General features: G+C 31.0%; 33 protein-coding genes and 1 pseudogene. 33 read left to right on the top strand and 1 reads right to left on the bottom strand.

The features are described 5' to 3' along the window. From HMPREF9225_RS10670 to HMPREF9225_RS10110, 3 genes and pseudogenes are all read left to right on the top strand, one after another. A partial coding sequence (locus HMPREF9225_RS10670) for a hypothetical protein (RefSeq protein ID WP_425357261.1) occupies positions 1-57 on the top strand: 57 nt, incomplete at its 5' end. Positions 58-72: 15 nt separating this feature from the next. After that, a complete protein-coding gene (tet(M), locus tag HMPREF9225_RS07370) occupies positions 73-1,992 on the top strand; it encodes a tetracycline resistance ribosomal protection protein Tet(M) (protein ID WP_019117172.1) in 1,920 nt (639 codons plus the stop codon). A gap of 118 nt (positions 1,993-2,110) precedes the next feature. Further along, positions 2,111-2,274, top strand: a pseudogene (locus HMPREF9225_RS10110) (cysteine-rich KTR domain-containing protein). A 59-nt stretch (positions 2,275-2,333) separates the two neighbouring features. On the opposite strand, the gene HMPREF9225_RS07365 reads toward HMPREF9225_RS10110, so the two are convergent. Further along, the gene (locus tag HMPREF9225_RS07365) at positions 2,334-2,687 is read right to left on the bottom strand and encodes a helix-turn-helix transcriptional regulator (RefSeq protein ID WP_001227347.1); all 354 of its coding nucleotides are present in this window, start codon (positions 2,685-2,687) and stop codon (positions 2,334-2,336) included. 504 nt (positions 2,688-3,191) lie between these two features. Between HMPREF9225_RS07365 and HMPREF9225_RS07360 the strand changes: the two genes are divergently transcribed. The 30 genes from HMPREF9225_RS07360 to HMPREF9225_RS07215 all read left to right on the top strand — a co-directional run bounded on the left by HMPREF9225_RS07360 (position 3,192) and on the right by HMPREF9225_RS07215 (position 26,468). Further along, entirely contained in the window at positions 3,192-3,617 is a 426-nt protein-coding gene (locus tag HMPREF9225_RS07360) for a sigma-70 family RNA polymerase sigma factor (RefSeq protein ID WP_005957428.1), read from the top strand. Further along, on the top strand, positions 3,614-3,844 hold the full coding sequence (locus tag HMPREF9225_RS07355) for a helix-turn-helix domain-containing protein (RefSeq protein WP_001224508.1): 231 nt from the start codon (positions 3,614-3,616) through the stop codon (positions 3,842-3,844). The genes HMPREF9225_RS07360 and HMPREF9225_RS07355 overlap by 4 nt, the downstream gene beginning before the upstream one ends. 461 nt (positions 3,845-4,305) lie before the next feature. After that, complete coding sequence (locus tag HMPREF9225_RS07350; protein WP_000814510.1) at positions 4,306-4,509, top strand: excisionase; 204 nt, start codon at positions 4,306-4,308, stop codon at positions 4,507-4,509. 81 nt (positions 4,510-4,590) lie between these two features. Further along, positions 4,591-5,808 carry a tyrosine-type recombinase/integrase gene (locus HMPREF9225_RS07345; protein ID WP_001291569.1) on the top strand — a complete coding sequence of 406 codons (1,218 nt, stop codon included), beginning with the start codon at positions 4,591-4,593 and terminating at the stop codon, positions 5,806-5,808. 262 nt (positions 5,809-6,070) lie between these two features. Beyond that, the gene (locus tag HMPREF9225_RS07340) at positions 6,071-7,270 is read left to right on the top strand and encodes a hypothetical protein (RefSeq protein WP_008902313.1); all 1,200 of its coding nucleotides are present in this window, start codon (positions 6,071-6,073) and stop codon (positions 7,268-7,270) included. Then, positions 7,263-7,703 (top strand): type II secretion system protein, encoded by a 441-nt coding sequence (locus HMPREF9225_RS07335; protein WP_008902312.1) that lies wholly within the window; start codon positions 7,263-7,265, stop codon positions 7,701-7,703. The genes HMPREF9225_RS07340 and HMPREF9225_RS07335 overlap by 8 nt, the downstream gene beginning before the upstream one ends. Continuing rightward, positions 7,700-8,023 (top strand): hypothetical protein, encoded by a 324-nt coding sequence (locus HMPREF9225_RS07330; protein ID WP_008902311.1) that lies wholly within the window; start codon positions 7,700-7,702, stop codon positions 8,021-8,023. Before HMPREF9225_RS07335 ends, HMPREF9225_RS07330 begins: the two co-directional genes overlap by 4 nt. Further along, positions 7,977-8,504, top strand: coding sequence for a prepilin-type N-terminal cleavage/methylation domain-containing protein (locus HMPREF9225_RS07325; RefSeq protein WP_040551430.1), 528 nt, complete (start codon positions 7,977-7,979; stop codon positions 8,502-8,504). The genes HMPREF9225_RS07330 and HMPREF9225_RS07325 overlap by 47 nt, the downstream gene beginning before the upstream one ends. Continuing rightward, positions 8,494-9,372, top strand: coding sequence for a hypothetical protein (locus HMPREF9225_RS07320; RefSeq protein ID WP_008902309.1), 879 nt, complete (start codon positions 8,494-8,496; stop codon positions 9,370-9,372). Before HMPREF9225_RS07325 ends, HMPREF9225_RS07320 begins: the two co-directional genes overlap by 11 nt. Positions 9,373-9,437: 65 nt before the next feature. Then, positions 9,438-9,995: an elongation factor P gene (efp, locus tag HMPREF9225_RS07315; protein WP_008902308.1), complete on the top strand. Its 558-nt coding sequence runs from the start codon at positions 9,438-9,440 to the stop codon at positions 9,993-9,995. A 9-nt stretch (positions 9,996-10,004) separates the two neighbouring features. After that, on the top strand, positions 10,005-10,331 hold the full coding sequence (locus tag HMPREF9225_RS07310; RefSeq protein ID WP_008902307.1) for a CD1247 N-terminal domain-containing protein: 327 nt from the start codon (positions 10,005-10,007) through the stop codon (positions 10,329-10,331). A 79-nt stretch (positions 10,332-10,410) separates the two neighbouring features. Continuing rightward, entirely contained in the window at positions 10,411-10,785 is a 375-nt protein-coding gene (locus HMPREF9225_RS07305) for an Asp23/Gls24 family envelope stress response protein (RefSeq protein WP_008902306.1), read from the top strand. After that, positions 10,785-11,192, top strand: coding sequence for a transcription antitermination factor NusB (gene nusB, locus HMPREF9225_RS07300; protein WP_008902305.1), 408 nt, complete (start codon positions 10,785-10,787; stop codon positions 11,190-11,192). The genes HMPREF9225_RS07305 and nusB overlap by 1 nt, the downstream gene beginning before the upstream one ends. A 34-nt stretch (positions 11,193-11,226) precedes the next feature. Then, positions 11,227-12,738 carry an exodeoxyribonuclease VII large subunit gene (gene xseA / locus HMPREF9225_RS07295; RefSeq protein ID WP_008902304.1) on the top strand — a complete coding sequence of 504 codons (1,512 nt, stop codon included), beginning with the start codon at positions 11,227-11,229 and terminating at the stop codon, positions 12,736-12,738. Beyond that, positions 12,739-12,969 (top strand): exodeoxyribonuclease VII small subunit, encoded by a 231-nt coding sequence (gene xseB / locus HMPREF9225_RS07290; RefSeq protein ID WP_008902303.1) that lies wholly within the window; start codon positions 12,739-12,741, stop codon positions 12,967-12,969. Beyond that, positions 12,956-13,825 carry a polyprenyl synthetase family protein gene (locus HMPREF9225_RS07285; protein WP_008902302.1) on the top strand — a complete coding sequence of 290 codons (870 nt, stop codon included), beginning with the start codon at positions 12,956-12,958 and terminating at the stop codon, positions 13,823-13,825. Before xseB ends, HMPREF9225_RS07285 begins: the two co-directional genes overlap by 14 nt. After that, positions 13,825-14,622: a TlyA family RNA methyltransferase gene (locus HMPREF9225_RS07280; protein WP_008902301.1), complete on the top strand. Its 798-nt coding sequence runs from the start codon at positions 13,825-13,827 to the stop codon at positions 14,620-14,622. The genes HMPREF9225_RS07285 and HMPREF9225_RS07280 overlap by 1 nt, the downstream gene beginning before the upstream one ends. A gap of 3 nt (positions 14,623-14,625) precedes the next feature. After that, positions 14,626-16,290: a DNA repair protein RecN gene (gene recN, locus HMPREF9225_RS07275; RefSeq protein ID WP_008902300.1), complete on the top strand. Its 1,665-nt coding sequence runs from the start codon at positions 14,626-14,628 to the stop codon at positions 16,288-16,290. Position 16,291: 1 nt separating this feature from the next. Continuing rightward, positions 16,292-16,828: an NUDIX hydrolase gene (locus tag HMPREF9225_RS07270; RefSeq protein ID WP_008902299.1), complete on the top strand. Its 537-nt coding sequence runs from the start codon at positions 16,292-16,294 to the stop codon at positions 16,826-16,828. Beyond that, entirely contained in the window at positions 16,828-17,628 is an 801-nt protein-coding gene (locus HMPREF9225_RS07265; RefSeq protein ID WP_008902298.1) for a purine-nucleoside phosphorylase, read from the top strand. The genes HMPREF9225_RS07270 and HMPREF9225_RS07265 overlap by 1 nt, the downstream gene beginning before the upstream one ends. 1 nt (position 17,629) lies before the next feature. Then, positions 17,630-18,934, top strand: coding sequence for a thymidine phosphorylase (locus tag HMPREF9225_RS07260; RefSeq protein WP_008902297.1), 1,305 nt, complete (start codon positions 17,630-17,632; stop codon positions 18,932-18,934). After that, positions 18,934-19,581, top strand: coding sequence for a site-2 protease family protein (locus HMPREF9225_RS07255; protein ID WP_008902296.1), 648 nt, complete (start codon positions 18,934-18,936; stop codon positions 19,579-19,581). The genes HMPREF9225_RS07260 and HMPREF9225_RS07255 overlap by 1 nt, the downstream gene beginning before the upstream one ends. After that, positions 19,560-20,270: a segregation and condensation protein A gene (locus HMPREF9225_RS07250; protein ID WP_008902295.1), complete on the top strand. Its 711-nt coding sequence runs from the start codon at positions 19,560-19,562 to the stop codon at positions 20,268-20,270. The genes HMPREF9225_RS07255 and HMPREF9225_RS07250 overlap by 22 nt, the downstream gene beginning before the upstream one ends. Position 20,271: 1 nt before the next feature. Then, entirely contained in the window at positions 20,272-20,811 is a 540-nt protein-coding gene (gene scpB / locus HMPREF9225_RS07245; RefSeq protein WP_008902294.1) for an SMC-Scp complex subunit ScpB, read from the top strand. Beyond that, positions 20,808-21,512, top strand: coding sequence for a pseudouridine synthase (locus tag HMPREF9225_RS07240; protein ID WP_008902293.1), 705 nt, complete (start codon positions 20,808-20,810; stop codon positions 21,510-21,512). The genes scpB and HMPREF9225_RS07240 overlap by 4 nt, the downstream gene beginning before the upstream one ends. Next, positions 21,509-22,054: a tRNA 5-(aminomethyl)-2-thiouridylate-methyltransferase MnmM gene (gene mnmM / locus HMPREF9225_RS07235; RefSeq protein WP_008902292.1), complete on the top strand. Its 546-nt coding sequence runs from the start codon at positions 21,509-21,511 to the stop codon at positions 22,052-22,054. Before HMPREF9225_RS07240 ends, mnmM begins: the two co-directional genes overlap by 4 nt. Next, a complete protein-coding gene (locus HMPREF9225_RS07230) occupies positions 22,051-23,253 on the top strand; it encodes a BaiN/RdsA family NAD(P)/FAD-dependent oxidoreductase (RefSeq protein WP_008902291.1) in 1,203 nt (400 codons plus the stop codon). Before mnmM ends, HMPREF9225_RS07230 begins: the two co-directional genes overlap by 4 nt. Beyond that, the gene (gene cmk, locus HMPREF9225_RS07225) at positions 23,250-23,882 is read left to right on the top strand and encodes a (d)CMP kinase (RefSeq protein ID WP_008902290.1); all 633 of its coding nucleotides are present in this window, start codon (positions 23,250-23,252) and stop codon (positions 23,880-23,882) included. Before HMPREF9225_RS07230 ends, cmk begins: the two co-directional genes overlap by 4 nt. Continuing rightward, positions 23,883-24,452, top strand: coding sequence for a lysophospholipid acyltransferase family protein (locus tag HMPREF9225_RS10260; RefSeq protein ID WP_008902289.1), 570 nt, complete (start codon positions 23,883-23,885; stop codon positions 24,450-24,452). It abuts the gene before it with no gap. After that, entirely contained in the window at positions 24,453-26,468 is a 2,016-nt protein-coding gene (locus tag HMPREF9225_RS07215) for a bifunctional 4-hydroxy-3-methylbut-2-enyl diphosphate reductase/30S ribosomal protein S1 (protein ID WP_008902288.1), read from the top strand. Positions 26,469-26,493 lie beyond the last annotated feature (25 nt).

Below are 26,493 nucleotides of genomic sequence, written 5' to 3'. Positions count from 1 at the left end.
AATCCCAGTGATAAAAGTATTTATCACTGGGATTTTTATGCCCTTTTGGGTTTTTGAATGGAGGAAAATCACATGAAAATTATTAATATTGGAGTTTTAGCTCATGTTGATGCAGGAAAAACTACCTTAACAGAAAGCTTATTATATAACAGTGGAGCGATTACAGAATTAGGAAGCGTGGACAAAGGTACAACGAGGACGGATAATACGCTTTTAGAACGTCAGAGAGGAATTACAATTCAGACAGGAATAACCTCTTTTCAGTGGGAAAATACGAAGGTGAACATCATAGACACGCCAGGACATATGGATTTCTTAGCAGAAGTATATCGTTCATTATCAGTTTTAGATGGGGCAATTCTACTGATTTCTGCAAAAGATGGCGTACAAGCACAAACTCGTATATTATTTCATGCACTTAGGAAAATGGGGATTCCCACAATCTTTTTTATCAATAAGATTGACCAAAATGGAATTGATTTATCAACGGTTTATCAGGATATTAAAGAGAAACTTTCTGCCGAAATTGTAATCAAACAGAAGGTAGAACTGTATCCTAATATGTGTGTGACGAACTTTACCGAATCTGAACAATGGGATACGGTAATAGAGGGAAACGATGACCTTTTAGAGAAATATATGTCCGGTAAATCATTAGAAGCATTGGAACTCGAACAAGAGGAAAGCATAAGATTTCATAATTGTTCCCTGTTCCCTGTTTATCACGGAAGTGCAAAAAACAATATAGGGATTGATAACCTTATAGAAGTGATTACGAATAAATTTTATTCATCAACACATCGAGGTCCGTCTGAACTTTGCGGAAATGTTTTCAAAATTGAATATACAAAAAAAAGACAACGTCTTGCATATATACGCCTTTATAGTGGAGTACTACATTTACGAGATTCGGTTAGAGTATCAGAAAAAGAAAAAATAAAAGTTACAGAAATGTATACTTCAATAAATGGTGAATTATGTAAGATTGATAGAGCTTATTCTGGAGAAATTGTTATTTTGCAAAATGAGTTTTTGAAGTTAAATAGTGTTCTTGGAGATACAAAACTATTGCCACAGAGAAAAAAGATTGAAAATCCGCACCCTCTACTACAAACAACTGTTGAACCGAGTAAACCTGAACAGAGAGAAATGTTGCTTGATGCCCTTTTGGAAATCTCAGATAGTGATCCGCTTCTACGATATTACGTGGATTCTACGACACATGAAATTATACTTTCTTTCTTAGGGAAAGTACAAATGGAAGTGATTAGTGCACTGTTGCAAGAAAAGTATCATGTGGAGATAGAACTAAAAGAGCCTACAGTCATTTATATGGAAAGACCGTTAAAAAAAGCAGAGTATACCATTCACATCGAAGTTCCACCGAATCCTTTCTGGGCTTCCATTGGTCTATCTGTAGCACCGCTTCCATTAGGGAGCGGAGTACAGTATGAGAGCTCGGTTTCTCTTGGATACTTAAATCAATCGTTTCAAAATGCAGTTATGGAGGGGATACGCTATGGCTGTGAACAAGGATTGTATGGTTGGAATGTGACGGACTGTAAAATCTGTTTTAAGTATGGCTTATACTATAGCCCTGTTAGTACCCCAGCAGATTTTCGAATGCTTGCTCCTATTGTATTGGAACAAGTCTTAAAAAAAGCTGGAACAGAATTGTTAGAGCCATATCTTAGTTTTAAAATTTATGCGCCACAGGAATATCTTTCACGAGCATACAACGATGCTCCTAAATATTGTGCGAACATCGTAGACACTCAATTGAAAAATAATGAGGTCATTCTTAGTGGAGAAATCCCTGCTCGATGTATTCAAGAATATCGTAGTGATTTAACTTTCTTTACAAATGGACGTAGTGTTTGTTTAACAGAGTTAAAAGGGTACCATGTTACTACCGGTGAACCTGTTTGCCAGCCCCGTCGTCCAAATAGTAGGATAGATAAAGTACGATATATGTTCAATAAAATAACTTAGTGTATTTTATGTTGTTATATAAATATGGTTTCTTGTTAAATAAGATGAAATATTCTTTAATAAAGATTTGAATTAAAGTGTAAAGGAGGAGATAGTTATTATAAACTACAAGTGGATATTGTGTCCTGTATGTGGAAATAAAACACGATTATAAGGGAAGATACTGAATTAAAAAAATTCCCCCTCTATTGTCCGAAATGCAGACAAGAAAATTTAATTGAAATAAAGCAGTTCAAAGTAACTGTGATTACAGAGCCAGACGCAAAGACGCAGAGCCGATAAAATGAGATTAATACAATCTCATTTTATCGGCTCTTTCCGTTATGTATGGATTCTTTTAATTAGTCTTCGATGTTTCTTGCTTCGTTGATACCGCTGGCTAAAGATTCCATTAAGGATAGTTCTTTGTCTGTAAAGCTATCCATGTATTTCTCTATCTGTAATCGTCGGGTGCTTTTTACCAAGTTATTAGCAGGTAAGAAAAATTCATCAACGGAAACATGAAGTAACGATACAAGGTCATAAAGAACTTGTATGCTGGGGTGTTGCCCTTTATTTTCAATATTAGTTAAGTACCGTGGGTCAATTTCAATCAATGCTCCCACTTGTTCACGAGTTAAACCTCGTTTCAATCGAGCTTCTTTAATGGCTAAACCAAAGGCTCTAAAATCATATTTATCTTCTTTTTTACGCATAGTAGACCACCTCTATACATTTTATTGTTCCTACTGAATTAAAAACAGGTATAGAAAAACGTGTTATATGGTTTATAGGTTTATATTTAATAAAAAGCACTACTAAACGCCAATAAAAAAAACCGTTATATGGTAGTGCTATTTACGCTGTTAAAATATTGTATATTACTTCCAAATGGCGGTTTGTTGGAGGTCAACGTCGCCATGAAGTACATCATATACAATAAATTTCCTTACATTGGGTTCTTGTCAAAAAAAGTCGTCTATCTGCAATAGATAAGTACGTCCACCAATGTGGTTTTATAAATCATATAGATAGAATAACAGAAGCATGTAAACAGAGAAATAAATCTGTTTATATGCTTTTTTGGCTATTCAGAACTTTTTTACAAAGTTTATTTATCAGTAATGCAACAAATCCCCCTTTCACATTGGGACTAAGAGTGAAAGGAGATAAACGAGCAAGGCTCACTTCCTTTCCTAGACAGAAAGGGGGTGAGAAACATGAAACCATCTTCTTTTCAGACCACAATAGAAAATCAGTTTGACTATATCTGTAAACGTGCTATGGAAGACGAGCGAAAGAATTATATGCTTTATCTTTCAAGGATTGCAAAGCGTGAGGTGTCCTTTTCGGATGTTGGCGATTATCTTGTTAGCCAGTTTGCGACAACAGATAACTATTCAACTGACTTTCAGATTTTTACACTCAATGGGTTATCAGTAGGCGTTGAAAATGATTTGTTGAGTGAAGCATTACGTGAGTTGCCAGACAAGAAACGTGAAATTCTACTGCTGTTTTACTTTATGGACATGAGCGATTCAGAAATTGCAGACCTGTTGAAATTGAACCGTTCTACTGTCTATCGGCATAGAACCAGTGGACTAGCCTTAATCAAGAAGTTTATGGAGGAGGAAAACGAAGAATGAGAAAAGAATATTCCAGAATTCCATTCCCATTGATTGTAAAGGCTTGTGATGGCGATACAGAAGCGATTAACCAGATTCTACATTATTACAGAGGGTACATTGCTAAACGCTCTCTACGGTTGATGAAAGATGAATATGGCAATCAAAGTATGGTCGTTGATGAGGTCTTACGTGGACGAATGGAAACCAGGTTGATTACAAAAATCCTGTCATTTGAGATTGAGTAGCACCGATTTATCTCTCTTTTCGTGGAAGTGCGGACGAGCTTTCCATACTTCCCGATTGGGGAGGTTTGTTATTCCATCAAAGCATATTGTCTTTCAGTATGTTTTGATAGGCTGACAAGCCATCTGTTCTTTGAAAACTGAATAACAGCAGTCGAATACATTTCGATAAGAAAAGAGCCAACGGAGCTGACCGCCATGACCTGCCCTGTAAAGATAGCGAGCGATTCATGTCAGTGATCCGAGAAGTAATCTTTAGCAGGATTGCCAGCGAAGACATTCTTATCGTAATAATGATACTCCTGTATCGTCATAGTCCGAGCGTTAAAAGCGTCGCAGGCAATGAGTACAGTTGGACGAGAACCGTGCAAGGGTGGAACTCCCGTGAGCTTTGCTAAAGCTGTTCGATTGCTTGTAAAACTACTTTTATGAAATCTAACGTGTGATTGGGAAAGGAGGATTTTATGAAGCAGACAGATATTCCTATCTGGGAGCGTTATACCCTGACCATTGAAGAAGCGTCTAAGTATTTCCGTATTGGCGAAAATAAGCTCCGTCGTTTGGCAGATGAAAATAAAAATGCTGATTGGCTGATTATGAATGGCAATCGTATTCAGATAAAGCGAAAACAGTTTGAAAAAATTATTGATAAATTGGACGCAATCTAGCGTCGCCAAAGGGTCTTGGATATGATAAAATAGCATTAAGTCGTATCAAGGCTCTTTCCATTTTGGAAAGGAGCGAAAGCCATGTCAGAGAAAAGACGTGACAATAAAGGTCGCATTTTAAAGACTGGGGAGAGCCAACGAAAAGACGGAAGATACTTATATAAATATGTAGATTCATTTGGAGAACCGCAATTTATCTACTCATGGAAACTGGTGGCTACAGACAGAGTACCAGCAGGAAAGCGTGATTGTGTTCCTCTTCGGGAAAAAGTTGCGGAGCTACTGAAAGACATTCATGATGGCATTGATGTTGTAGGAAAGAAAATGACACTTTGTCAGCTTTACGCAAAGCAGAATGCTCAAAGACCCAATGTGAAGAAAGGCACGCAAACTGGACGGAAATATCTGATGGATATTTTGACAAAGGACAAGTTAGGTGCAAGGAGCATAGACAGCATTAAACCGTCTGACGCTAAAGAATGGGCGATTAGAATGAGTGAAGATGGATATGCTTATCAAACCATCAATAACTATAAGCGTTCTTTAAGGGCTTCATTCTATATTGCGATTGAAGACGATTGTGTTCGGAAGAATCCCTTTGACTTCCAGCTAAATACCGTCATTGATGATGATACTGTTCCTAAAGTCGCATTGACAACGGAGCAGGAAGAAAAGCTGTTATCCTTTGCGAAAGCTGATAAGACCTACAGCAAGAATTATGATGAAATCCTGATACTCTTAAAAACGGGTCTTCGTATTTCAGAGTTTGGCGGTCTGACACTTCCAGATTTGGATTTTGAAAATCGTCTTGTCAAGGTAGACCATCAGTTACTACGAGATACTGAAAATGGATACTACATTGAAACTCCCAAGACTAAAAGTGGCGAACGACAAGTTCCTATGGTTGAAGAAGCCTATCAAGCGTTTCAGCGAGTGCTGGCGAATCGGAAGAACCGTAAATGTGTTGTGATTGATGGTTATAGTAATTTCCTTTTTCTCAATGGGAAAGACTATCCTAAAGTGGCAAGTGATTACAATGGTATGTTGAAAAACCTTGTCAAGAAATACAATAAATATCATGAGGATAAGCTACCCCATATCACTCCACACATTTTGCGTCATACGTTCTGCACTAACTATGCAAATGCAGGAATGAACCCAAAAGCATTGCAGTACATTATGGGGCATGCGAATATAAACATGACGCTGAACTATTACGCACATGCTACATTCGATTCTGCTATGGCAGAGATGAACCGCTTGGAAAAAAAGAAACAGCAGGAACGTCTTGTTGCTTAGTAGTACAGATGAATTTACTACTAATTTACCACTTCTGACAGTCAATTCATGAGGAAATATATAAGGAAACGTGAAGTATCTTCCAACAGTAAAAATGCTCGAAGCCCTTTAGAATAAGGATTTGCGAGCATTTAATGAGATTTAAAAGGATAATTAGAAATCTATGTTTTGTTTAATATAAAAAATAGATTAATGTGATATTCTATAATTAAGTTAAATTTAATTATTAAAAATTGTTTTGCATATACTTCAGGAGATAAATATGGAAGAAAAAATATTTCATAGAAAATTAAGTAAGAGAGAAAAAATTTTATTTGCAATATTTCTATTTACTCTGCTAGAGTTTATTTTTTATAAGTTTTTAATATTGCCTAAAGATAGGGATATTTATGAGTCGAATCTAAGTATTTTAAAATTAGAAAATCAAATTGAAGACAATAAATTAAAAAAACAAAATATTGAAAAGAAACCAGAGGCAAATATTAAAAAAGAAGAAAATAAAGGTTCAGTTCAAAACTTTCTAAACCTAAAAAAATCTGAGGTCACAAATTTTATTAATAGTGAAGATGACAATTCTTATACTTTTAGCTTTAAAGGAAGTTATGACGATATTATTACCGCCATAAACACTTTGGGTGTAAAAGGAAGAGCTTATGAATTTGATTTATTAGAAGATGGATATAGCGGAAATATATTTGCTAAGACTGATGAAAAGATAACTATTGAAGAAAATACAAATCAAATTGATAGTACAAAAAGTTTGAAAGATATATTTTTAAAGAAAGATAAAAATGTTGAATCTTCAGTAGAAAAAGATGATGTTAAAAAGTCTAATAATGATAAAATAGATGGAAAATCAGATAAAAAAGAAGATTTAATTAAAAATAATGGGGAGTTCTACATAGAAAGTTCATCAGAAAATGCTGCTATAAAATCAATAGATGACATGATTCAAGTAAAGTATACAAATCTTGAATTCAAAAATAATTTTGACATGCAATTTATAGATCTATTCTTTGAGAATTTAAAATTAAAAGATGGCGAATCTTTAAAAATTATTTATTATCCTATAAATCAATGGGGAACTTTTGGTTATATAGAAGATATGAAGAGATATCCTATCTATGCAGGCTATGTTCAAGAGAAGAATAATCAAATCATAATTCCCGATGCAAAAGATATAAACGGTTTTTATTACCAAATTGATGAGAATACATACAAAGGACTAGAGGAAGGTACATTCTATATTGTAAAGATGTCTATAGTTGATAGTTATAACAATGAAAAAGAACTTAAGTTGACTTATTTAAAAGATGATGATGAGTTAGAAGAACTTTCTTCAGACAAAGAAACTACAAAGGTTAAAAGAAAAAAGAAATCAAAATTGAAAAATGAAAAAACAAATTTAAATGAAACCAATAATTCTAAAAGTAATATAAATAATAAAAATAAAGATGAATAAGAAAAATACAAAAAAATCTGGATTCACTCTTATAGAGCTGATTCTTGTTTTATCTATTATCTCAATACTAATATCCACTGCATTCTATGGAATAAAGAATTTAGGATTATTTAAAGAAAAACATGAAATAGAAAGGATAGTAGATGATATAAAATCTACCAGAACATTGGCAATGAAGATGAGGGATACAACAAAATTAGAATTTAGTAGCATTGGATATAAGCAATACTTAGGAAGTGAACTACAATTTAGTTATGATTTTGAAGTTTTAAACGTAATTTCATATCCTTATCAAAACAAAAGTTTTTCATTTACAAAAAGAGGATCTCCTAGTTATGAAGGACCAGGAACTTTGATCTTAGGTGGGAAAAATAAAATATACACAATCACAGTTGCTCCTGTTACAGGAAATGTAAATATGAGGGTGGAATGATGAAAAAGGGATATTTTTTATTAGAATCTGTCATTTCTATATTTTTGATTTCTATAATCTCGATTGCTTTAGTGACCGGAATTAGCACTATATCAAAATCAATCTATAATCTAGAATCTAAAGAAAAAGTAATAGAAGAATTAAGAAATAATGCTGAATCTTTAATAGGGGCGTACTATAAATCAGGAGTTCTTACAGGAGATTTTGAAGAAGAGGACTTTGGCGGAGTAAAAAAGATTATTTTAAAAAAAGAAGATAATAGGGGAAATAATTATGAAATTATTTTATACCTCAAGGAAAAAGGGATTTACACTGATTGAGCTTATAGTTTCAATAGCCATATCTTCAATTATTTTAATGGTTTTATTTAGCGCTTTTAATAATAGTGTAAACACCTATAAAGTTTTATCTAAATATACCAAGGGTTACAATGATTGCGAATTTGCTTTAAATTATATAGCAGATGAAATAGGCGCAGCTTCATTTATAGTTCAATCTGTAAATAATGATGAAATATTAATAGGAATTGATTGGGGAGAAAATGTAAAACCCAATAACAGATTTCAACATATTTCATATAAAAGAAAATTTGATTCTATTTATAGATATTCTTTTTCATCCTCAAAAAAATATAATTTGGGAATCTCAAAGTATAAAAATATAGGAACTAATAGACTTGCAGATGATATAAAAAGTTTTGCAATTAATTTAGAAAATGGAGTTGTAAAGATAGAAATAATTTCATCCTCTGGTCTAACATATAAGAAAAATGTAGCAGTGAGGTGTAGAGATGAGACGTAACGGATATGTGCTATTAACCTCATTAATTACTATCAGTATTATATTAGTTTTAGCTATTAGCATTATTAAAATTGGTGTAAATAGAGTAAATTCTTTGAAAAATATAGAGAATCAAGTACAAGCAGATTATATACCGGAATCAATTGTAAATATTATATTTGGTGAACATATTGATGAACTTGAAAAATTTTATGAAAATAATTATAGCTCTCTTGAAAGTCCTATGACTTTGCCATTTGATTTTTCAAAGTATTATGATGCAGATATAACAGCGACTATTCAAAGTGATCCAGCCTTCAATTACAACAAATTTTTAATTCGAATCACATCAAAATATAAAGGAATTACAACAAGATGCGTTGCTGGTGGACATGATATAAATGATATTTATCTTAAAAAAGAAGGTATATCCTTGGAGGATTCAGAAAATCTAAGTATTTTCAAGTTTTATGAGCCTAGAGTTTTAACGAAGATTCATCTAAAAAATGAAAATGAAATTTTTTTGGATAATGATGAAATAGTAATTAAAGATGTTGAAACAAATAAAATTGTTGAAAGATTTCCAAGCTATATATTTGTAGCAATAATAAACGACGGTAGGTTAGTATTTAGGGATTCTATTTTTATTAAGGGTATGTTTATAAACAATGGAGAAATTGATAACGAATTTGACTTTACTGTAAGAGGAATTCTTATTGACTTTTCTAAAAAATCACAGAATATAATTGTAAAGGGAACTGCTGCTTACTATGTCAAGCCTAAAAAATTAATATATAATTTTAATTTTCTAAAAGACATTCGTTATGATTTACCTAAATATTTTAATTTTAAACTTGATAAAATAACAACGTCAGATATTGTCAATTAGAAATTACTTGTAGTAAGATAAACTTATTGATATAATAAATTTGATAAACATATAGGAGGTAGAATATGATTTCAGCCGGAGATCTTAGGAAAGGCTTAACTTTTGAATATGATAATGATGTTTATGAAGTAATAGACTTTCAACACGTTAAACCTGGAAAAGGAGCAGCTTTTGTAAGAGCTAAAATTAAATCTGTACTTACAGGTGGAATAAAAGATACAACATTTAACCCAAGTGAAAGATTTGAACGTGCAGTTATAGAAACTAAAGAAATGCAATATCTTTACAATGATGGAGAACTATACTATTTCATGGACAATGAAACTTACGAACAAATTCCATTTGACAAAGATATGGTAGGAGATGCACTTCAATTCACTCGTGAAAATGATACAGCGACTATCAACTTTTATAAAGGTAAACCATTTAGAGTTACACCAGAAAACTTCGTTGAACTTGAAGTAACATTTACTGAACCAGGAGTAAAAGGTGACACATCTTCAGGTGGATCTAAACCAGCAACAGTAGAGACTGGTTTTACACTAAACGTGCCACTATTCATTAACACAGGAGATGTTATAAGAATCGACACTAGAACTGGTGAATATATGTCAAGAGCATAAGGAGGACATATGGATTATTTATTAAAAAGAGTAGCCTATTTACAAGGCCTAACAGATGGATTTGAATTAGACGAAGAATCAAAAGAAGCTAAACTTCTAATCGAAATCGTTGATGTTCTAGAAGACATTGTAGATGTAATGAAAGAATCAAACGAAGATTTAGAAGAGTATATAACCATGGTTGATGAAGATTTAGATGATCTTGAAGATTATGTTTATAACGAAGATTCTGATTATGATGACTATGATGATTTAGAAGATTTTGATTTTTATGATGATGACGACTTTGACTTTGATTCATGTTGTGATGATGAAAATTGTGAAGGTTGTGAATAATACGAATAGCCTCAATTGAGGCTATTTTTATTGTTTTACAGCCTTTTTTTTGTTATAATAAACGATAGGGAGGTGTGCTATGGTAAATAAATATTTAGTAGACACTATTTCAGAAGGAACAATTCAAATTTCTGATGAAGTTATTGAAAGTATAGCATCTTATGCAGCAGCAGAAGTTGAGGGAGTTGTAGGACTACAATCTAACCTTAAAAGTTCTGTATCAGACATACTAGGTGTAAAAAATATAAATCGTGGAGTAAAAGTTTCTGCTGGTGAAAAAGAAGCATTAATCGACATATATGTAACAGTAGAATTTGGAAACAATATAGTAGAAATTGCAAAAAAAGTTCAGGATGAAGTCAAGGAAAAAGTTGAAACAATGACTGGACTATTTGTAGTAGAAGTGAATGTCCATGTAAGTGGCATCCATATCACAGAAAAAGATAGAGCCTAATGAGTAGAAGAGTAGCTAGAAGAGGGCTAATGAAACTTCTCTATCAAATGGATATAAATGAAGATTATTCTGATGAAGCTTTAGATTTTTATTTTGAAAATTCAGATTTAAAAGAAGACGAAGTCGAATTTATTCGAGAACATATTTCGGGAATGATAGACAAGTTTGAAGAAATAGATGAAATTATCAAATCAAATCTTGAAGGTTGGTCCTTAGAAAGAATTTCAAATATTGATAGACAGATACTTAGAATTGCTGTTTATGAATTATACTTTACTTCAACGGCATCAAACATTGTAATAAATGAAGCTGTAGAAATAGCTAGAGAATATTCCTCAAATGAGGCACCTAAGTTTATTAATGGAATTTTAGGTACAATTTTTAGAAAATTTGCAAAAGAAAGTTAAGTACTCAGAGGCACTCTGGGTACTTGGTGTTTAAATGAGTGTTTTAAAAGTAAGTGAATTAACCAATTACATATCGAAATATTTAAAATTAGATTATTTTATCAATGATCTTTCGGTAGAAGGAGAGGTAAGTAACTATAATAAACACAGTTCAGGCAATCTATTTTTTTCATTAAAAGATGACAATTCAAAGATAGATTGTTTTATGAGTGTTGTAGATACCTCAGATATTGAATTATTTCCTGAGGAGGGAGATAGATTAATCATAACTGGAGCAGTTACACTTTCTGAAAAAACTTCAAAAATCATTTTTGTAGTTAAAAGCTTCGAACTAAGTGGGGAAGGATCATTACTTAGAAAATTTACACTTTTAAAAGAAAAACTAGACAAAGAAGGGCTATTTGATTCGATTCATAAAAAACAAATACCTAAGTTTCCAAATAGGATAGGAGTTGTGACTTCTCCTACAGGAGCGGCTATTACAGATATTTTAAATGTAATGAAAAGAAGGAATAAAAATATAGATATTATAATTTATCCTTCTTTGGTGCAAGGAGAAGGGGCAGCAGAAACTATAATAGAAGGGCTTCAGACTCTGGATAAAATGAAACTTGACTGTATAATTTTGGCTCGAGGTGGTGGATCTAAAGAAGATCTATTCGTCTTTAACGACGAGAATATTGCTAGGACAATATTTAAACTAAGCACTCCTATTATTTCAGCAGTTGGTCATGAAATAGATTTCTCTATTAGTGACTATGTCGCAGATTTAAGAGCACCAACTCCATCAGCAGCAGCAGAGCTTGTCTCATGTAAGCTGTCTGATATGATTGAAAATATTTTTGATTTAAAAAAGAGAATGGATGTTAGTATTTCTAACAAGCTAATGATTAGGGATACAAAATTGCAAAGATTAAGATATGGTTTAAATTCTCATTCTCCTGTTTTACTAATAAACGAAAATAAACATAAGTTAAGTTTATATAGAGATAGGATTACTTGGTCCACCAAGGAAAGGATAACTAGTAATAGATTAGAAGTTGTAAAATTAAAAAATTTTAAAGATAGACTTATTGCAGAAAATATAAATAGACACAAAATTAATTTAAAAAACTATAGATTTATAAGTGCATCTTTACAAAATAATTTATACTATAAAAAAACTCGGTTAATTTACAATAAGAATAGGCTTGATAAACATATACTCCTTGAAATTAGCAAAGCATATCAAAAGAATAAAGCACTTTATAACGAAATATCTCTTAGAGATCTTTATTTTAAAATAAAGCATCTTAGAATTGATATAAATTCTATTGAATCTAAGATAAAGTCAAATATTGATTCAAAATTACAGAATAATTTGTTAAAACTTAATATTTTAAAATCAAAATTAGATATGGAACATAGAAAGAATTTTGGAATTTATAAAGACGGTAAACTTATAAAATCTGTAAATGATGTAGAAGTAGGAAGTACAATTAAATCTTTATTGGAAGATGGAATACTTAACTTAGAGGTTACAAGTATAGAAAAAGTGAGGAAATAAATGGAAAATCTTAGTTATGAAGAATCTGTAAAGAGATTAGAAAAGATTGTTGAAGATTTGGAAAGCGGAAACTTAAGTTTAGATGAATCAATAAAAAAATACGAAGAAGGAATAGCACTTTATAAAAACTGCAGTAAGCTCTTGCAAGAATATGAAAATAAAGTAGAAATTCTTTCTAAAAATCAAGACGGAGAAATAAAACTGGAGGAATTTAGTCGTGACAACAAATAGGTATGAAGAACTTATAAATATAATCGATCAAAATTTATATACCAATATTCCAACTACTGATGATTTTCAAAAAAAGATTTATGAATCTATGAAATACTCACTATCAACTGGAGGCAAGAGAGTAAGACCAATTCTAGCTCTTGTGAGTTATAGTATTTTTAATGATGATTCAAAAAATTTCTCTGAAATTATTCCATTTGCTGTAGCTTTAGAATATATTCACACCTACAGTTTAATTCATGATGATCTTCCAGCAATGGATAATGACGATATACGTAGAGGAAAACCAACAAATCACAAGGTTTATAATGAAGCTATAGCTATATTGGCAGGTGACGGTTTATTAAACTTAGCTGCTGAAGTTGTAGCCAAAGAATTAGAAGGTATAACAGATCCAATAAAATTAAAAAGAGCTATAAAATCATTTAGATATATTTTTTCAAGCTCTGGAATTCAAGGAATGGTCGGCGGACAGACAATAGACATAGACCTTTCAGTAGATGAAATGAGTTTAGAAGAGGTTGAAACAATGTACAAACTTAAGACAGGTGCGCTTATAAAAGCCCCTTTAGCTGTAGGTGCAATAATGGGTGGAGCAACACCAGAAGAGCTGATTTCAATAGAAGGATATGCTGAACAACTAGGACTTCAATATCAAATTAAGGATGATATTCTAGATTATGAAGATGATTTAAATAGTGATGTTGCTACATTATCTAAGCTTGTTAGCAAGGAAGAATTGGAAAGCCTGCTTATGAAGACATATAATAAAGCAATTAATTATTTGGAAGAGATAGATAGAAATACCGATGAATTAAAGAACATTGCTAGAGATCTTTTAAACAGGAGTAAGTAATGGCAAAAAAAAGAGCTGATGTTTTAATATTTGAACAAGGGCTTGCACCATCTAGAGAAAAAGCAAAGAGAATAATAATGGAAGGCAGAGCGCTTTTAGGCACTATGAGAATCGAAAAACCGGGCGAACAGATAGATGAAGATGAAAAGATCACTATCAAAGAATCCAAGGTAGACTATGTTTCTCGTGGAGGTTTAAAGTTAGAAAAAGCAATAGACTATTTCGATTTAGATTTAGAAGATGTAACTGCTGTTGATATTGGAGCTTCTACCGGAGGATTTACCGATGTTATGCTTAGAAATGGTGCTAAATTGGTATATGCGATAGATGTTGGCTATAACCAACTTGACTACAAACTTAGGATAGATCCTAGGGTTGTAGTTATGGAAAAAACAAATATTAGATATCTGGATAAATCTTTAATAACAAATGAAATTGATTTTATATCTATAGATGTTTCTTTTATTTCTCTTAAACTTGTGCTACCTGTAGCAAAAGAAATATTAAAAGAGAATGGATATATCGTGGCACTAATTAAACCACAATTTGAAGTTGGAAAAGAACTAGTAGGAAAGAATGGAATAGTTAGAGATATAAAAGCACGAAAAGATGTAATTGAAGATATATTTAATTTTTCTATAGATATTGGGTTTTCTCCAGTAAATTTAACCTATAGTCCAATTAAAGGCGCAAAGGGAAATGTTGAATTTCTAGTCTTGTTAAAAAATAATAAAATAGAAGCACTAGATAAAAAAATAATCGATGATGTTTTGCTCAGAAGCGAAAACTTGGAGTGATATATGTTACTTGAATTAAAAATTCAAAATTTTGCAATAATAGATGATGTTACCATAGAATTTACAGATGGATTAAATATTCTTACTGGTGAAACTGGTTCAGGAAAATCAATAATCATAGATGCTCTTTCTACGGTACTTGGTGGGAAAGCCTATAAAGAAATGATCAAAGCTGGATGTGAAAGTGCATATGTAGAGGCAGTTTTTTCTACATCAAGTGAACAGATAAAGAATAAAATAAAAAATCTTGGAATTGAGATAGAAGATTTGGTGGTTATTAACAGAATTATTAAATTAGATCGTCCATCTATTTCTAGAATTAATGGAGCCGCTGTTACTCTAAACGTTCTAAATGAAATTACAGAAAATCTTATTGATATATTTGCCCAAGAGGAGAGTCAATCTTTGATGGATACAAAGAATCAACTTAAATTACTTGATTTTTTATGTGGCAAAGAACAATCAGAAAATCTAAGTATTCTTGAAAACTTAATCAATGAAATTTCATTGATTAGAAAAAAAATAGATAGCCTAAAAGATAAATCCGAAAATAGGGAAAGGGAGTTAGATGTTCTAAAATACCAAATTGATGAAATAGATTCTTCTAATTTATCTCCATATGATGAAGAAGAATTAGAACAAGATTATAAGAAACAAAATAATATGTCTGAGATAATAGCTCATCTTAATATAGCTAAAGAGTATTTAAATTCAGATTATGAAAATAACGATGCTCTTAGCATAATTGATTCTGCAATTGGAGAGATGTTAAATATTTCTAAATATGATGAAACTTACCAAGATACAATAAGTGAATTAGAAGATATAAAATATAGAATTCAAGACATTTCATTATATTTAAATAGAAAACTTTCAACAGAAGAAGTCGATGAAGATAATTTGAGATACTTAGAGAGTAGATTGGACCTAGTGAATAATCTTAAAAAGAAATATGGCAATACTTTAGCTGATATAGAAGAATTCTATTCTAAAACTAAAGAAAGATTAAATGAACTTGAAAATTTAGAATCTATTCTATCTAATTTGCAAATCAAAGAGGAAGATTTATATAAAAAAGCTTATGAAATTGCAAAAAATATAAGCTGCAAGAGAAAGTCAACGGCAAAAGATCTAGAACTTAAATTAAAATCTGAAATGAGAGATTTAAATATAAAAAATTCTGACTTTATGATAAAGATTGAAGAGCAAAATCTTACCAAGAACGGTATTGATAATGCTGAATTCTTTATAAAAACAAATTTGGGAATGAATTTTTTAAGTTTAGCAAAGACAGCATCTGGCGGAGAAATGAGCAGAATTATGCTCGCATTTAAGTCTATCATTTCAAATTATGATGAAATAGAAACACTTATTTTTGATGAGATTGATACAGGGTTGAGTGGATTTACCGCGAATATTGTAGGTAAAAAGATAAAAGAACTTTCAAAGAAGAGACAGATAATTGCGATTTCCCACTTGCCACAGATTGTAGCTTTAGGAGACTCACACTTTAAGATTTATAAAGAAGAAGTTGGAGATAAGACCGTTTCAAATATTTTAAAACTTAAAAATGATGAAAGAATTGATGAAATAGCAAGACTTATAGGCGGTCCAGTTATAACTGACAATACAATAAAAGCAGCTAAAGAGATGCTTAGAGGAGAATGAGATGGAGATTATAGAAAGAACAATAAAGTCTGAAAAAGTTTATTCAGGAAAAATTTTATCTGTTAAGTTAAGCACAGTGGAGTTACCTGATCAAAAGTATTCCAAAAGGGAAATAGTGCTTCACGACAATGCAGTAGCAGTAGTTGCAATCCACGATGACAAGATTTTACTTGTTAAACAATATAGAATTTCTGTGGACAAAATTATTTACGAAGTTCCTGCAGGAATGATAGAACATGATGAGAATCCAAAAGATGCAGCACTAAGAGAATTAGAAGAAGAAACTGGATACAGAGCAAAAAACATTGAATATTTGACTGAATTTTATTCTACTCCCGGATTTTGTACAGAGAAACTTTCTATCTTTTACGCAAAGGATTTAGAATTTGTAGGTCAAAATCTAGATGAAGGAGAAAATCTAGAAGTAGTTGAAATGCCGTTAGAAGAAACTATGAGTATGATAGAATCTGGAGAAATAATGGATGGAAAAACAATTTCATCAATACTTTTTTATGATAAATTTAGTAGAGGTAAATAATGGATAAATCAATAGAATATATAAAATCAAAAATTAATAAAACTCCTGAAGTAGGATTAATATTAGGATCTGGTTTGGGAGATTTTGCTGATAATATTGAAAATAAAGTAGTAATTAAATACGGAGAATTTGAAAACTTTCCTATATCAACTGTTAAAGGACACAGTGGAGAACTTATTTTTGGTAATATAGGTAATCTAGAAGTTGTAGCTATGAAAGGAAGAATTCACTTCTATGAAGGAATTGGTATAGAAAAAGTTGTCTATCCAACCAAAGTTTTGTGTGACTTAGGGATAAAGACACTTATAGTTACAAACGCTGCCGGTGGTGCGAATGAAACATTTAATCCTGGAGATTTAATGCTTATTTCTGATCATATCAACTTTGCTGGAGTAAATCCATTAATAGGACCGAATGATGACTCTGTAGGGCCAAGATTTTTGGATCAATCCTATGCCTATGATAGAGATTTAAGAAATACCGCAAAAGCTGTAGCAAAGAAATTGGATATGGATTTAAAAGAAGGAGTCTATATGTGGTTTTCTGGCCCTACTTATGAAACACCAGCTGAAGTTAAATTTGCGAGGATAGTTGGAGCAGATGCAGTAGGTATGAGTACCGTTCCAGAAGTAATAGTAGCTAATCATAGGGGAGTAAAAGTACTTGGAATTTCATGTATAACCAACATGGCAGCTGGAATGTTAGATAAACCTCTTGATCACAAAGAGGTTATAGAAGTATCTAATAGAGTTAAAAATACATTTAAGAATTTTATTACTGAAATTTTAAAGGAAATCTAAGATGAATATTTACGATATTATTGAAAAGAAAAAACACGGTCAAATTTTAACCGATGAGGAAATTAAATATGTAGTTAATGATTTTACTGAAGATAAAATTCCAGATTATCAAATGGCTGCACTTCTCATGGCAATATATTTTAAAGGACTTAATGTTTCTGAAACATATACTCTTACAAAAGCAATGATAGAGTCAGGAGATAAAATAGATCTATCAAAAATCGAAGGTAAAAAAGTGGACAAACATTCTACAGGGGGAGTAGGAGATACTACGACTCTTGTTCTAGGACCAATGGTAGCATCTCTTGGTATTCCTTTTGCGAAGATGAGCGGTAGAGGGCTAGGTCATACTGGTGGTACTTTGGATAAACTAGAGTCAATTCCAGGAATGCACATAGATCTTTCAACTGAAGAATTAATAGATAACACTAATGAAATTAAGATAGCTATAGCTGGGCAAACTTCTAATATAACACCAGCAGATAAAAAGTTATACGCCTTAAGAGATATCACTGCTACTGTAGATAATATTTCTTTAATAACTTCATCAATTTTAAGTAAGAAATTTGCTATGGGAGCTGATTGTCTTGTGCTTGATGTAAAAGTTGGTTCTGGCGCATTTATGAAAGATTTAGAAATGGCTGAAGAACTTTCAAAAATGATGATTGAAGTTAGCAAGAAATTTAATAGACATACAAAAATATTGATTACATCTATGGAAGAACCACTTGGATATGCCATTGGAAACTCATTAGAGGTTATAGAAGCTATAGAAACACTAAAAGGACATGGTCCTAGGGATTTGTATAATCTATGTTTAAAACTTGGATCTAAGCTTCTAGTGATGAGTGGAAAATGTACTTGTGAAGAAGAAGCCATTAATTTACTTGAAGAAAATGTTAAAAATGGATTAGCATTGGAAAAATTAGTAGAACTTGTTGAAAAACAAGGAGGAGACTCTTCTTATATCAAAGATCCTTCAAAATTTAAATTATCTAATATAAAACAAGAGGTTTATGCAGAATGTGATGGCTATGTAAAATCAATCGATGCATTACTTATTGGAGAGGTAGCTAGAGATCTTGGAGCAGGTAGAATAACTAAAGATACAGTTCTTGATCTTGGCTCTGGAATAGTTCTAAATAAAAAGATTGATGATGAAGTAACCAAAGGAGATTTGCTTGCAACTATTTACACAAATAAAGATGATGAAGTAGTAAATGCCATAAAAAATATTAAAAAAGCTTATAAAATAGGCGAAAAAAATAGTCAACCTTACAAGTTAATTTATAAGGAGATTGAATAATGGGTATTTTGACGCCTGACATAAAAGATTTTTTAGTAACAGCAATAGCTCTTATGTTCGTCATAATACCACATGAAATAGCTCATGGATATGCATCATACATGCTAGGAGATAGCACGGCAAAAGATGATGGAAGATTGTCTTTAAACCCTTTAAACCATATAGATCCTCTTGGAATTTTAGCAATGGTTATATTCAGATTTGGTTGGGCAAAAGCTGTTCCAATTAACATGAGTAAAATAAAAGGTAATAAAAATATAGGCATGTTTATTATTTCTATAGCAGGAGTAGTAACAAACTTTGTATTTGCTTTTCTATTTGCAATAATCTATGCATATCTAATGGTTAAGAATTCTGGTTATGAACTTTTAAATAGATTTGTAATGATGGTAATGTGGTACAATGTAATGCTTGGAGTATTCAACCTTGTTCCTCTACCACCACTAGATGGATCTAAAATTTTGCTATCATTTATGCCAGATGACACGAAATACTTAGTATATAAATATGAAAGATATTTTTACTTTGCACTTTTTATACTTGTAATGACAGGAGTAGTAAGTAAAATAATAAGTCCGATAATAATGTCTATAGTCAATTTTTTCTTTAATATAGGAGTTAAAATTTGGGTTACAATATTAGTTTGAAGTCATATGAAGGTCCAATGGATCTACTGTTGGACTTGATTAAAAAAAATGAAGTTGATATTTATGATATTCCGATACATTTAATAACTGAACAGTTTTTAGAATATTTAAACTTGAGTAAGACTTTAAACATGGATATTACATCCGACTTTATATTGATGGCTGCGACCCTTATAGAGATAAAATCTAAGATGCTACTACCTAAACATCAAGATGAAGATGAATCAGAAGAGGAGACAGAGGATCCAAGACAAGAGTTAGTTCAAAAAATTCTTGAATATGAAAAATTCAGGGAGGTTTCTAATATTTTAAAGACATCCCATGATTTTGAAAATAGGAGTATTTATAAACTACAAGAAGATTTTGCATCTATAGATGATGTTGATTTTATAAAAAATTTAACGACAGATAAACTAGCTATTGCTTTTTCTAATATTATTAAAAATATGAAAGCCGAAGAAAAGAACTATACTATTAGAACAGAGCTTTTCACTAACAAAATGGCTATGAATATTATAAGAGAAAAATTAAAAATTTGTAAACAACTTAGTTTTATTGAAGTTGTAAAAGATCAAAGTCTAGAAAATATAATCACATATTTTTTAGCAATATTAGAATTAGCAAAGAATGGAAAGATTACATTAGATCAGAATGAAGATCTAAGTGATATCCTAATATTAAGGAGATAGAATGGATTTCAAAGCTATAATTGAAGGGATTTTATTCGCTTGGGGCGACAAAGTTAAAGTTTCGGAAATTGCAAAATCTTTAGAGATATCTGAAAAAGAAACTAATAAATATATAGATGAAATGATAGGTGATATGGATAATTCATCTAGAGGCCTTCGAATAATAAGAATTGATGACTCTGTGCAAATAGGTACAAAACCTGAAATATATGATTATATAAATGATTTTGTTGTAGATAGAAATAAAAAGAATATCTCAGGTGCTTCAATGGAAACTCTTTCAATTATTGCTTATAAACAACCGATAACTAAGATTGAAATAGAAGAGATAAGAGGAGTTAAGTGTGACTACACTTTAAAAACTCTATCTGACTTAAATCTTATTACTGAGGTTGGAAGGTTAGATAGAATAGGTAAGCCAATAATTTATGGGACAACTTCAGAATTTTTAAAACAGTTTGGTCTGGAAAAAATTGAAGATTTACCAGAAGTAGATAATTTTAAAGAAAATGAAGAACTAACTTTCTTGGAGGGAAAATGAGATTACAAAAATATTTAGCTCATGCTGGTGTAGCATCTAGAAGAACGTCAGAAGAGTTAATATTAAATGGTAGAGTAAAAGTAAATGGAGAGGTTGTCACTGAACTAGGATATAAAGTAGATCCATTGAAAGACAAAGTTTACTTTGATGACAAAAAATTAAAATTAGTAAGAGAATATACCTATGTAATGATTAATAAACCAATAGGAATTGTATCTACAGCTAAGGATGAAAAAAATAGGAAAACAGTTGTAGATTTAGTTCCAAATGATGAAAGAATATATCCTATAGGAAGACTAGATATTGACACGACAGGACTATTAATACTTACAAATGATGGAGAATTAGCAAATAAATTAATGCATCCAAGAAAAGAAATTGATAAGGTATATATAGCAACTGTAGAAGGAACTCCTTCAAAATCTGGTTTGGATAAACTTAGAAATGGAATTACCATTGATGGTTACAAGTTAAGCAAATCTGAAATTAAAATTTTAAAATCATATGAGTCTGACTCAATAGTAAGAGTAACTATTCACGAGGGTAGAAACAGACAGGTTAAAAAGATGTTTGAAAGAATTGGAAATCCTGTCAAGAAATTAAAAAGAATAAGTTTTGGACCAATAGAACTTGCAAATCTTGAAATTGGGGCATATAGATACTTAACAAATGAAGAAATTAAAGAGTTAAAATCTATATGATTAGTTATAATTTTAAACATATATTTTTGAATCTATTAAAAGAAAATAATTTTTCTTATGGTGTTGATGCTACATTAGGAAATGGAAACGACACATATAGTATATTGAAATATACAGATGCTCATGTAACATCTTTTGATATTCAAGAAATGGCGTTAGAATCTTCTTTGGAAAAATTAAAAACTTTTAGTAGAGATAGGTATAATCTCATTTTAGATTCTCATTCCAATATGGATAGATATTTAAAAGACAGTCCTGATTTAATAGTGTTCAACACAGGATATTTACCAGGCTCTGATAAAAAAATAATTACTGATGGACAGACTTTAACTAAAGCTTTAGAAATTTCTGTAGAAGCTTTAAAGACTGGAGGAGTAATATTTTTTGCTCAGTATATTGGACATGAGGGATCATTTGAAGAAAGTGAGATTACTGATGTTTTTTTTAAAAATTTATGTCAAAAGAAATTTAGAGTTTTAAAAAATGAATTTTATAATCAAATAAATAATCCTCCGATTGTTTATTTGGCGGAGAAACTATGAAAAATATAGCTATTATAGGCGCTGGACCTGCTGGAATGATGGCTGCAATATTTGCGTCAAAAAATAACAATGTAACAATATTTGAAAAAAATGAAAAAATTGGAAAGAAGCTATTTATAACTGGAAAAGGTAGATGCAATATTACTAATGATTGCGAAAAGGATCTGTTCTTTGATAATATTGTAAAAAATAAAAAGTTTCTTTACTCTGCGTTTGAATATTTTGACAACAAAGATATTATTAAACTTTTAAATGAGAATGGTCTTACAACAAAGGTTGAAAGAGGAGGCAGGATTTTTCCAAAATCTGATAAATCTTCGGATGTTCTAGCTACACTTTTAAAAATTCTCAATAAAAATAATGTAAAAGTAGTGTTAAATCATAACGTAAAAAATATAAAAAAAGAAAATGATAAATTTATAATCGATGGAGAAGAGTTTGATAAACTTGTAATTGCAACAGGTGGAATCTCTTATCCTATGACGGGTTCGACAGGGGACGGATATAAATTTGCAAAATCATTTGGACATAAAATTACAAAGCTTAAGGCTAGTCTATGCGGGATAATGTTAAACAATCCAGAAGATTCTTTAACTGGACTTAGTTTAAAAAATGTAAAGTTTAGAGTTAAGAAAAATAAGAAAATTATATTTGAAGATATAGGAGAAATGATGTTTTCTCACTTTGGTATAACTGGACCACTAGTTCTTTCTGCATCATGCTTTATAAATGATGAAGATAAAGTTAAGTTATCTATTGATTTTAAACCTGGGCTAGATGAAGAAAAATTAGATGCAAGAATACTTAGAGACTTTGAGGAAAATAAAAATAAATTAGTAGTCAATGCTCTTTACCAATTGTTGCCAAAAGCTATAATTCCAATAATTGTTAATAAAAGTGGAAATCAAAATACAGTTGTCAATCAAATGACAAAGTCTAAGAGACAAGAACTAGTAAAGATTATTAAAAATTATCAATTAGATTTTAAATCTCTTATGGATATTTCAACTGGAATTATAACTCAAGGAGGAATTGACTTAAGACAGATCAATCCATCTACTTTGGAATCCAAATTAGTAGAGGGATTATATTTTGTAGGAGAAGTACTTGATTTAGATGCAGTAACTGGTGGATTTAATTTACAAATAGCGTGGTCAACAGGAGCGCTATGCGGCAAGAGCATTTCGGAGGACATATGAAGATAGCAATAGATGGTCCAGCAGGATCAGGTAAGAGTACAATTGCAAAAAAATTAGCGAAGACATTAGGTATAGAATATATTGATACAGGGGCTATGTATAGAGCTCTTGCATTCTATATGAATGAAAATAATTTATCTCTTCAAGAATTAAAGAATGAGATGGATTTGATTAATATAGAATTTAAAAAAGAGAGAACATTTATTAATGGAAAAGATATTTCTGATTTTATTCGAACAAATGAGATTTCTAGTCTGGCTTCAAAAGTTTCAAAAGATAAAGAAATTAGGGAAAAGTTAGTAGATTTACAGAGAAAACTTGCTGATAAAGTTTCTTGTGTAATGGAGGGAAGAGATATCACTTCAGTTGTATTAAAAGATGCTGAATATAAATTTTATTTAGATGCAAATCCAATGGTAAGAGCAAAAAGAAGATTAAATGATTTAAAGGGTAAAGACAGCAAAATAACTTTAGATGAGCTTATTGCAGAAATTGAAGAAAGAGATAAGAGAGATAAAACTAGAGAAAATTCGCCGCTGCAAATAACCAAAGATTCAAACTATATAGATACCAGTGAAATGACTGTTGAAGATGTAGTAAATAAAATTTTGTCATATGTAGGTGATTAAATGTTTTATACAATTTTAAAGACTATAACATTTATAATTTATAAGCTTGTATTTAATATAGAAATAATTGGATCTGAAAAAATTCCTTTGGATGGACCTGTAATAATTATTGCAAATCATAAAAATGCTCAGGATCCACTCCTCATAAGTTCCCTTATAAAGAGGAAAATTAGTTGGATGGCAAAGATAGAACTCTTTGAAAATAAGTTATTGGCAAAGATTTTATATAAACTTGGAGCATTTCCTGTAGATAGAGATATTGCGGATATTGCCGCAGTAAAAAAATCTATGGTTATTTTAAGAAATAACTCTGTGCTAGGCATATTTCCAGAAGGCACAAGAGTTGGAAAATTTGATGAATCAAAAGTTAAACCTGGAATAGCAATGATAGCTCAAAGGACAAAATCTAAGGTTGTACCAATATATATAGAGGGAGATTATAAAATATTTCGAAAGATGAGACTTTTAGTTAGAGATCCGATAGATTTTGCAGATGTCCCTAAGCTTACTAATGAAGACTACTTAGATTTATCAGTGGATATAATGAAAAAAGTTTATTATGGTGATTAAATGGAGATTTTATTAGCAAAATCAGCAGGGTTTTGTTTCGGAGTGAAGAGAGCTGTTAAATTGGCCAATGAGAATGCTTCAGATAATACTTACGCTTATGGGGAATTGGTACACAACAAAGATGTTGTACAAGAATTAGCAGCTAAAGGTGTAAAACAATATAATAAAAATATAAGAAATAAGAAGATAATTATAAGATCCCATGGAGTTCATAAAAATATACTTAAGGATTTAATAAATGATGAAAATGAAATAATTGACTGTGTTTGCCCAAAAGTTAAATATGTCTATACAATTGTCGAAAAATATAAAGAAGATAGACAGATAATTATTATAGGTAAAAAAGATCATCCAGAAGTAATAGGAATTAATTCTTATTGTGATGATAAAGGTATAATAATTGAAAATTTAGATGACATTAAAAATATAGAAATAAAACCGTCAATTATTGTTTCTCAGACTACAAATGAACAAAATTTCTTTAAAAATGTAACAAATATCATAAAAGCTATTTTAAAAGATGACGTTTTAGTTTATAATACTATTTGTAGTGCAACTAAAGTTAGGCAAGATGAAGTCAAAAATCTTGCAAAAGAAGTTGACGCAATGATCGTTCTTGGAGGAGTAAATTCTTCAAATACGAAAAAACTCGCTATCGTTGCCAAAGAATATTTAGATAATGTATATTTAGTAGAAAATATTCATCAGGTAGATCTTGACGAGTTAAAAAAATTTAATAAAATTGGTATTACTGCCGGAGCATCCACTCCGGATTCAGTAATCAAGGAGGCTGTTAGTAGTATGGAAAATTTTGACAACAATGAAATGATGGAAGCCATTGAAAACTCATTTAAAAGAGTTAGACGTGGCGAAATAGTAGAAGGGGAAGTCCTTTATGTAACCGACAATGAAATTATGGTTAACATCGGATACAGATCTGATGGAATAGTTTCAAGAGAAGAATTATCTTCAAACCCTGATGTAAAACCATCTGATTTGTTTAAACCAGGAGATACCATTCAAGTTTATGTAATTAAAATTGATGATGGTGATGGTAATGTAGTTTTATCTCATAAAAGAGTTGAAGCTATGAAAGTTTGGGACGAGTTTGAACAAAAATTCGAAAATAAGGAAAATGTAGTTGCTCATGTTAAGAATGTAGTTAAAGGTGGACTTACTGCAGATGTAGATGGTCTAAAAGCTTTTATACCTGCTTCACATGTAGCTATGAGATTCCAAAGAGATTTAAATAAATTCGTTGGTCAAGACCTTGAATGTGAAATTATAGATTTCGATAAGGCTAAGAGAAGAATTGTTCTTTCTAGAAAAAATATAGAAGAAAAACAATTTGAAGATACAAGAAAAGAAGTATTTTCAAAACTTCACGAAGGTGATGTAATTGAAGGTACAGTACAAAGACTTACTGACTTTGGAGCATTTGTAGATGTTGGAGGAGTTGATGGACTAATTCATATTTCAGAAATGTCTTGGAATAGAATTAAACATCCTTCAGAAGTAGTAGCTCCAGGAGAAAATGTTGAAGTACAAATTTTAAACCTTGATGAAGAAAAAAATAGAATTGCACTAGGATTAAAACAAACTACTAAAAGACCTTGGGATGAATTTGTTTCATCAGTTGAAGTTGGAGATACAGTTACAGGACATGTTGTAAATCTACTTGATTTTGGAGCTTTTGTAAGATTAGAATCAGGTGTTGATGGACTTCTTCACGTATCTCAAATTTCAAGAGATCATATCGAAAAACCTGCTGATATACTAAATATCGGCGATGAAGTAACTGTTAAAGTTACAGATATAGATGAAGAAAATAAAAAGATATCTCTTTCAATCAAGGCTCTTCTTCCAGAACCAGAAAAGAAAGAAGAAAAACCTAGAGTTAAAAAAGAAAGACCAAAGAAAGAATTTAAACCAGAAATTATCGAACCAAAACAAGATGAATTTAATACAACAATTGGAGATCTAATCGACATTGACCTTGATAATTTAGGTGAATAATTAGAAATTTAGCTTCCCGTTAAGG

Source organism: Peptoniphilus duerdenii ATCC BAA-1640, assembly GCF_000146345.1.
Classification (GTDB): Bacteria; Bacillota; Clostridia; order Tissierellales; family Peptoniphilaceae; genus Peptoniphilus_B; species Peptoniphilus_B duerdenii.
Note: the sequence above shows the minus strand (reverse complement) of the source record. Positions and strands in the feature narration are given on the sequence as shown.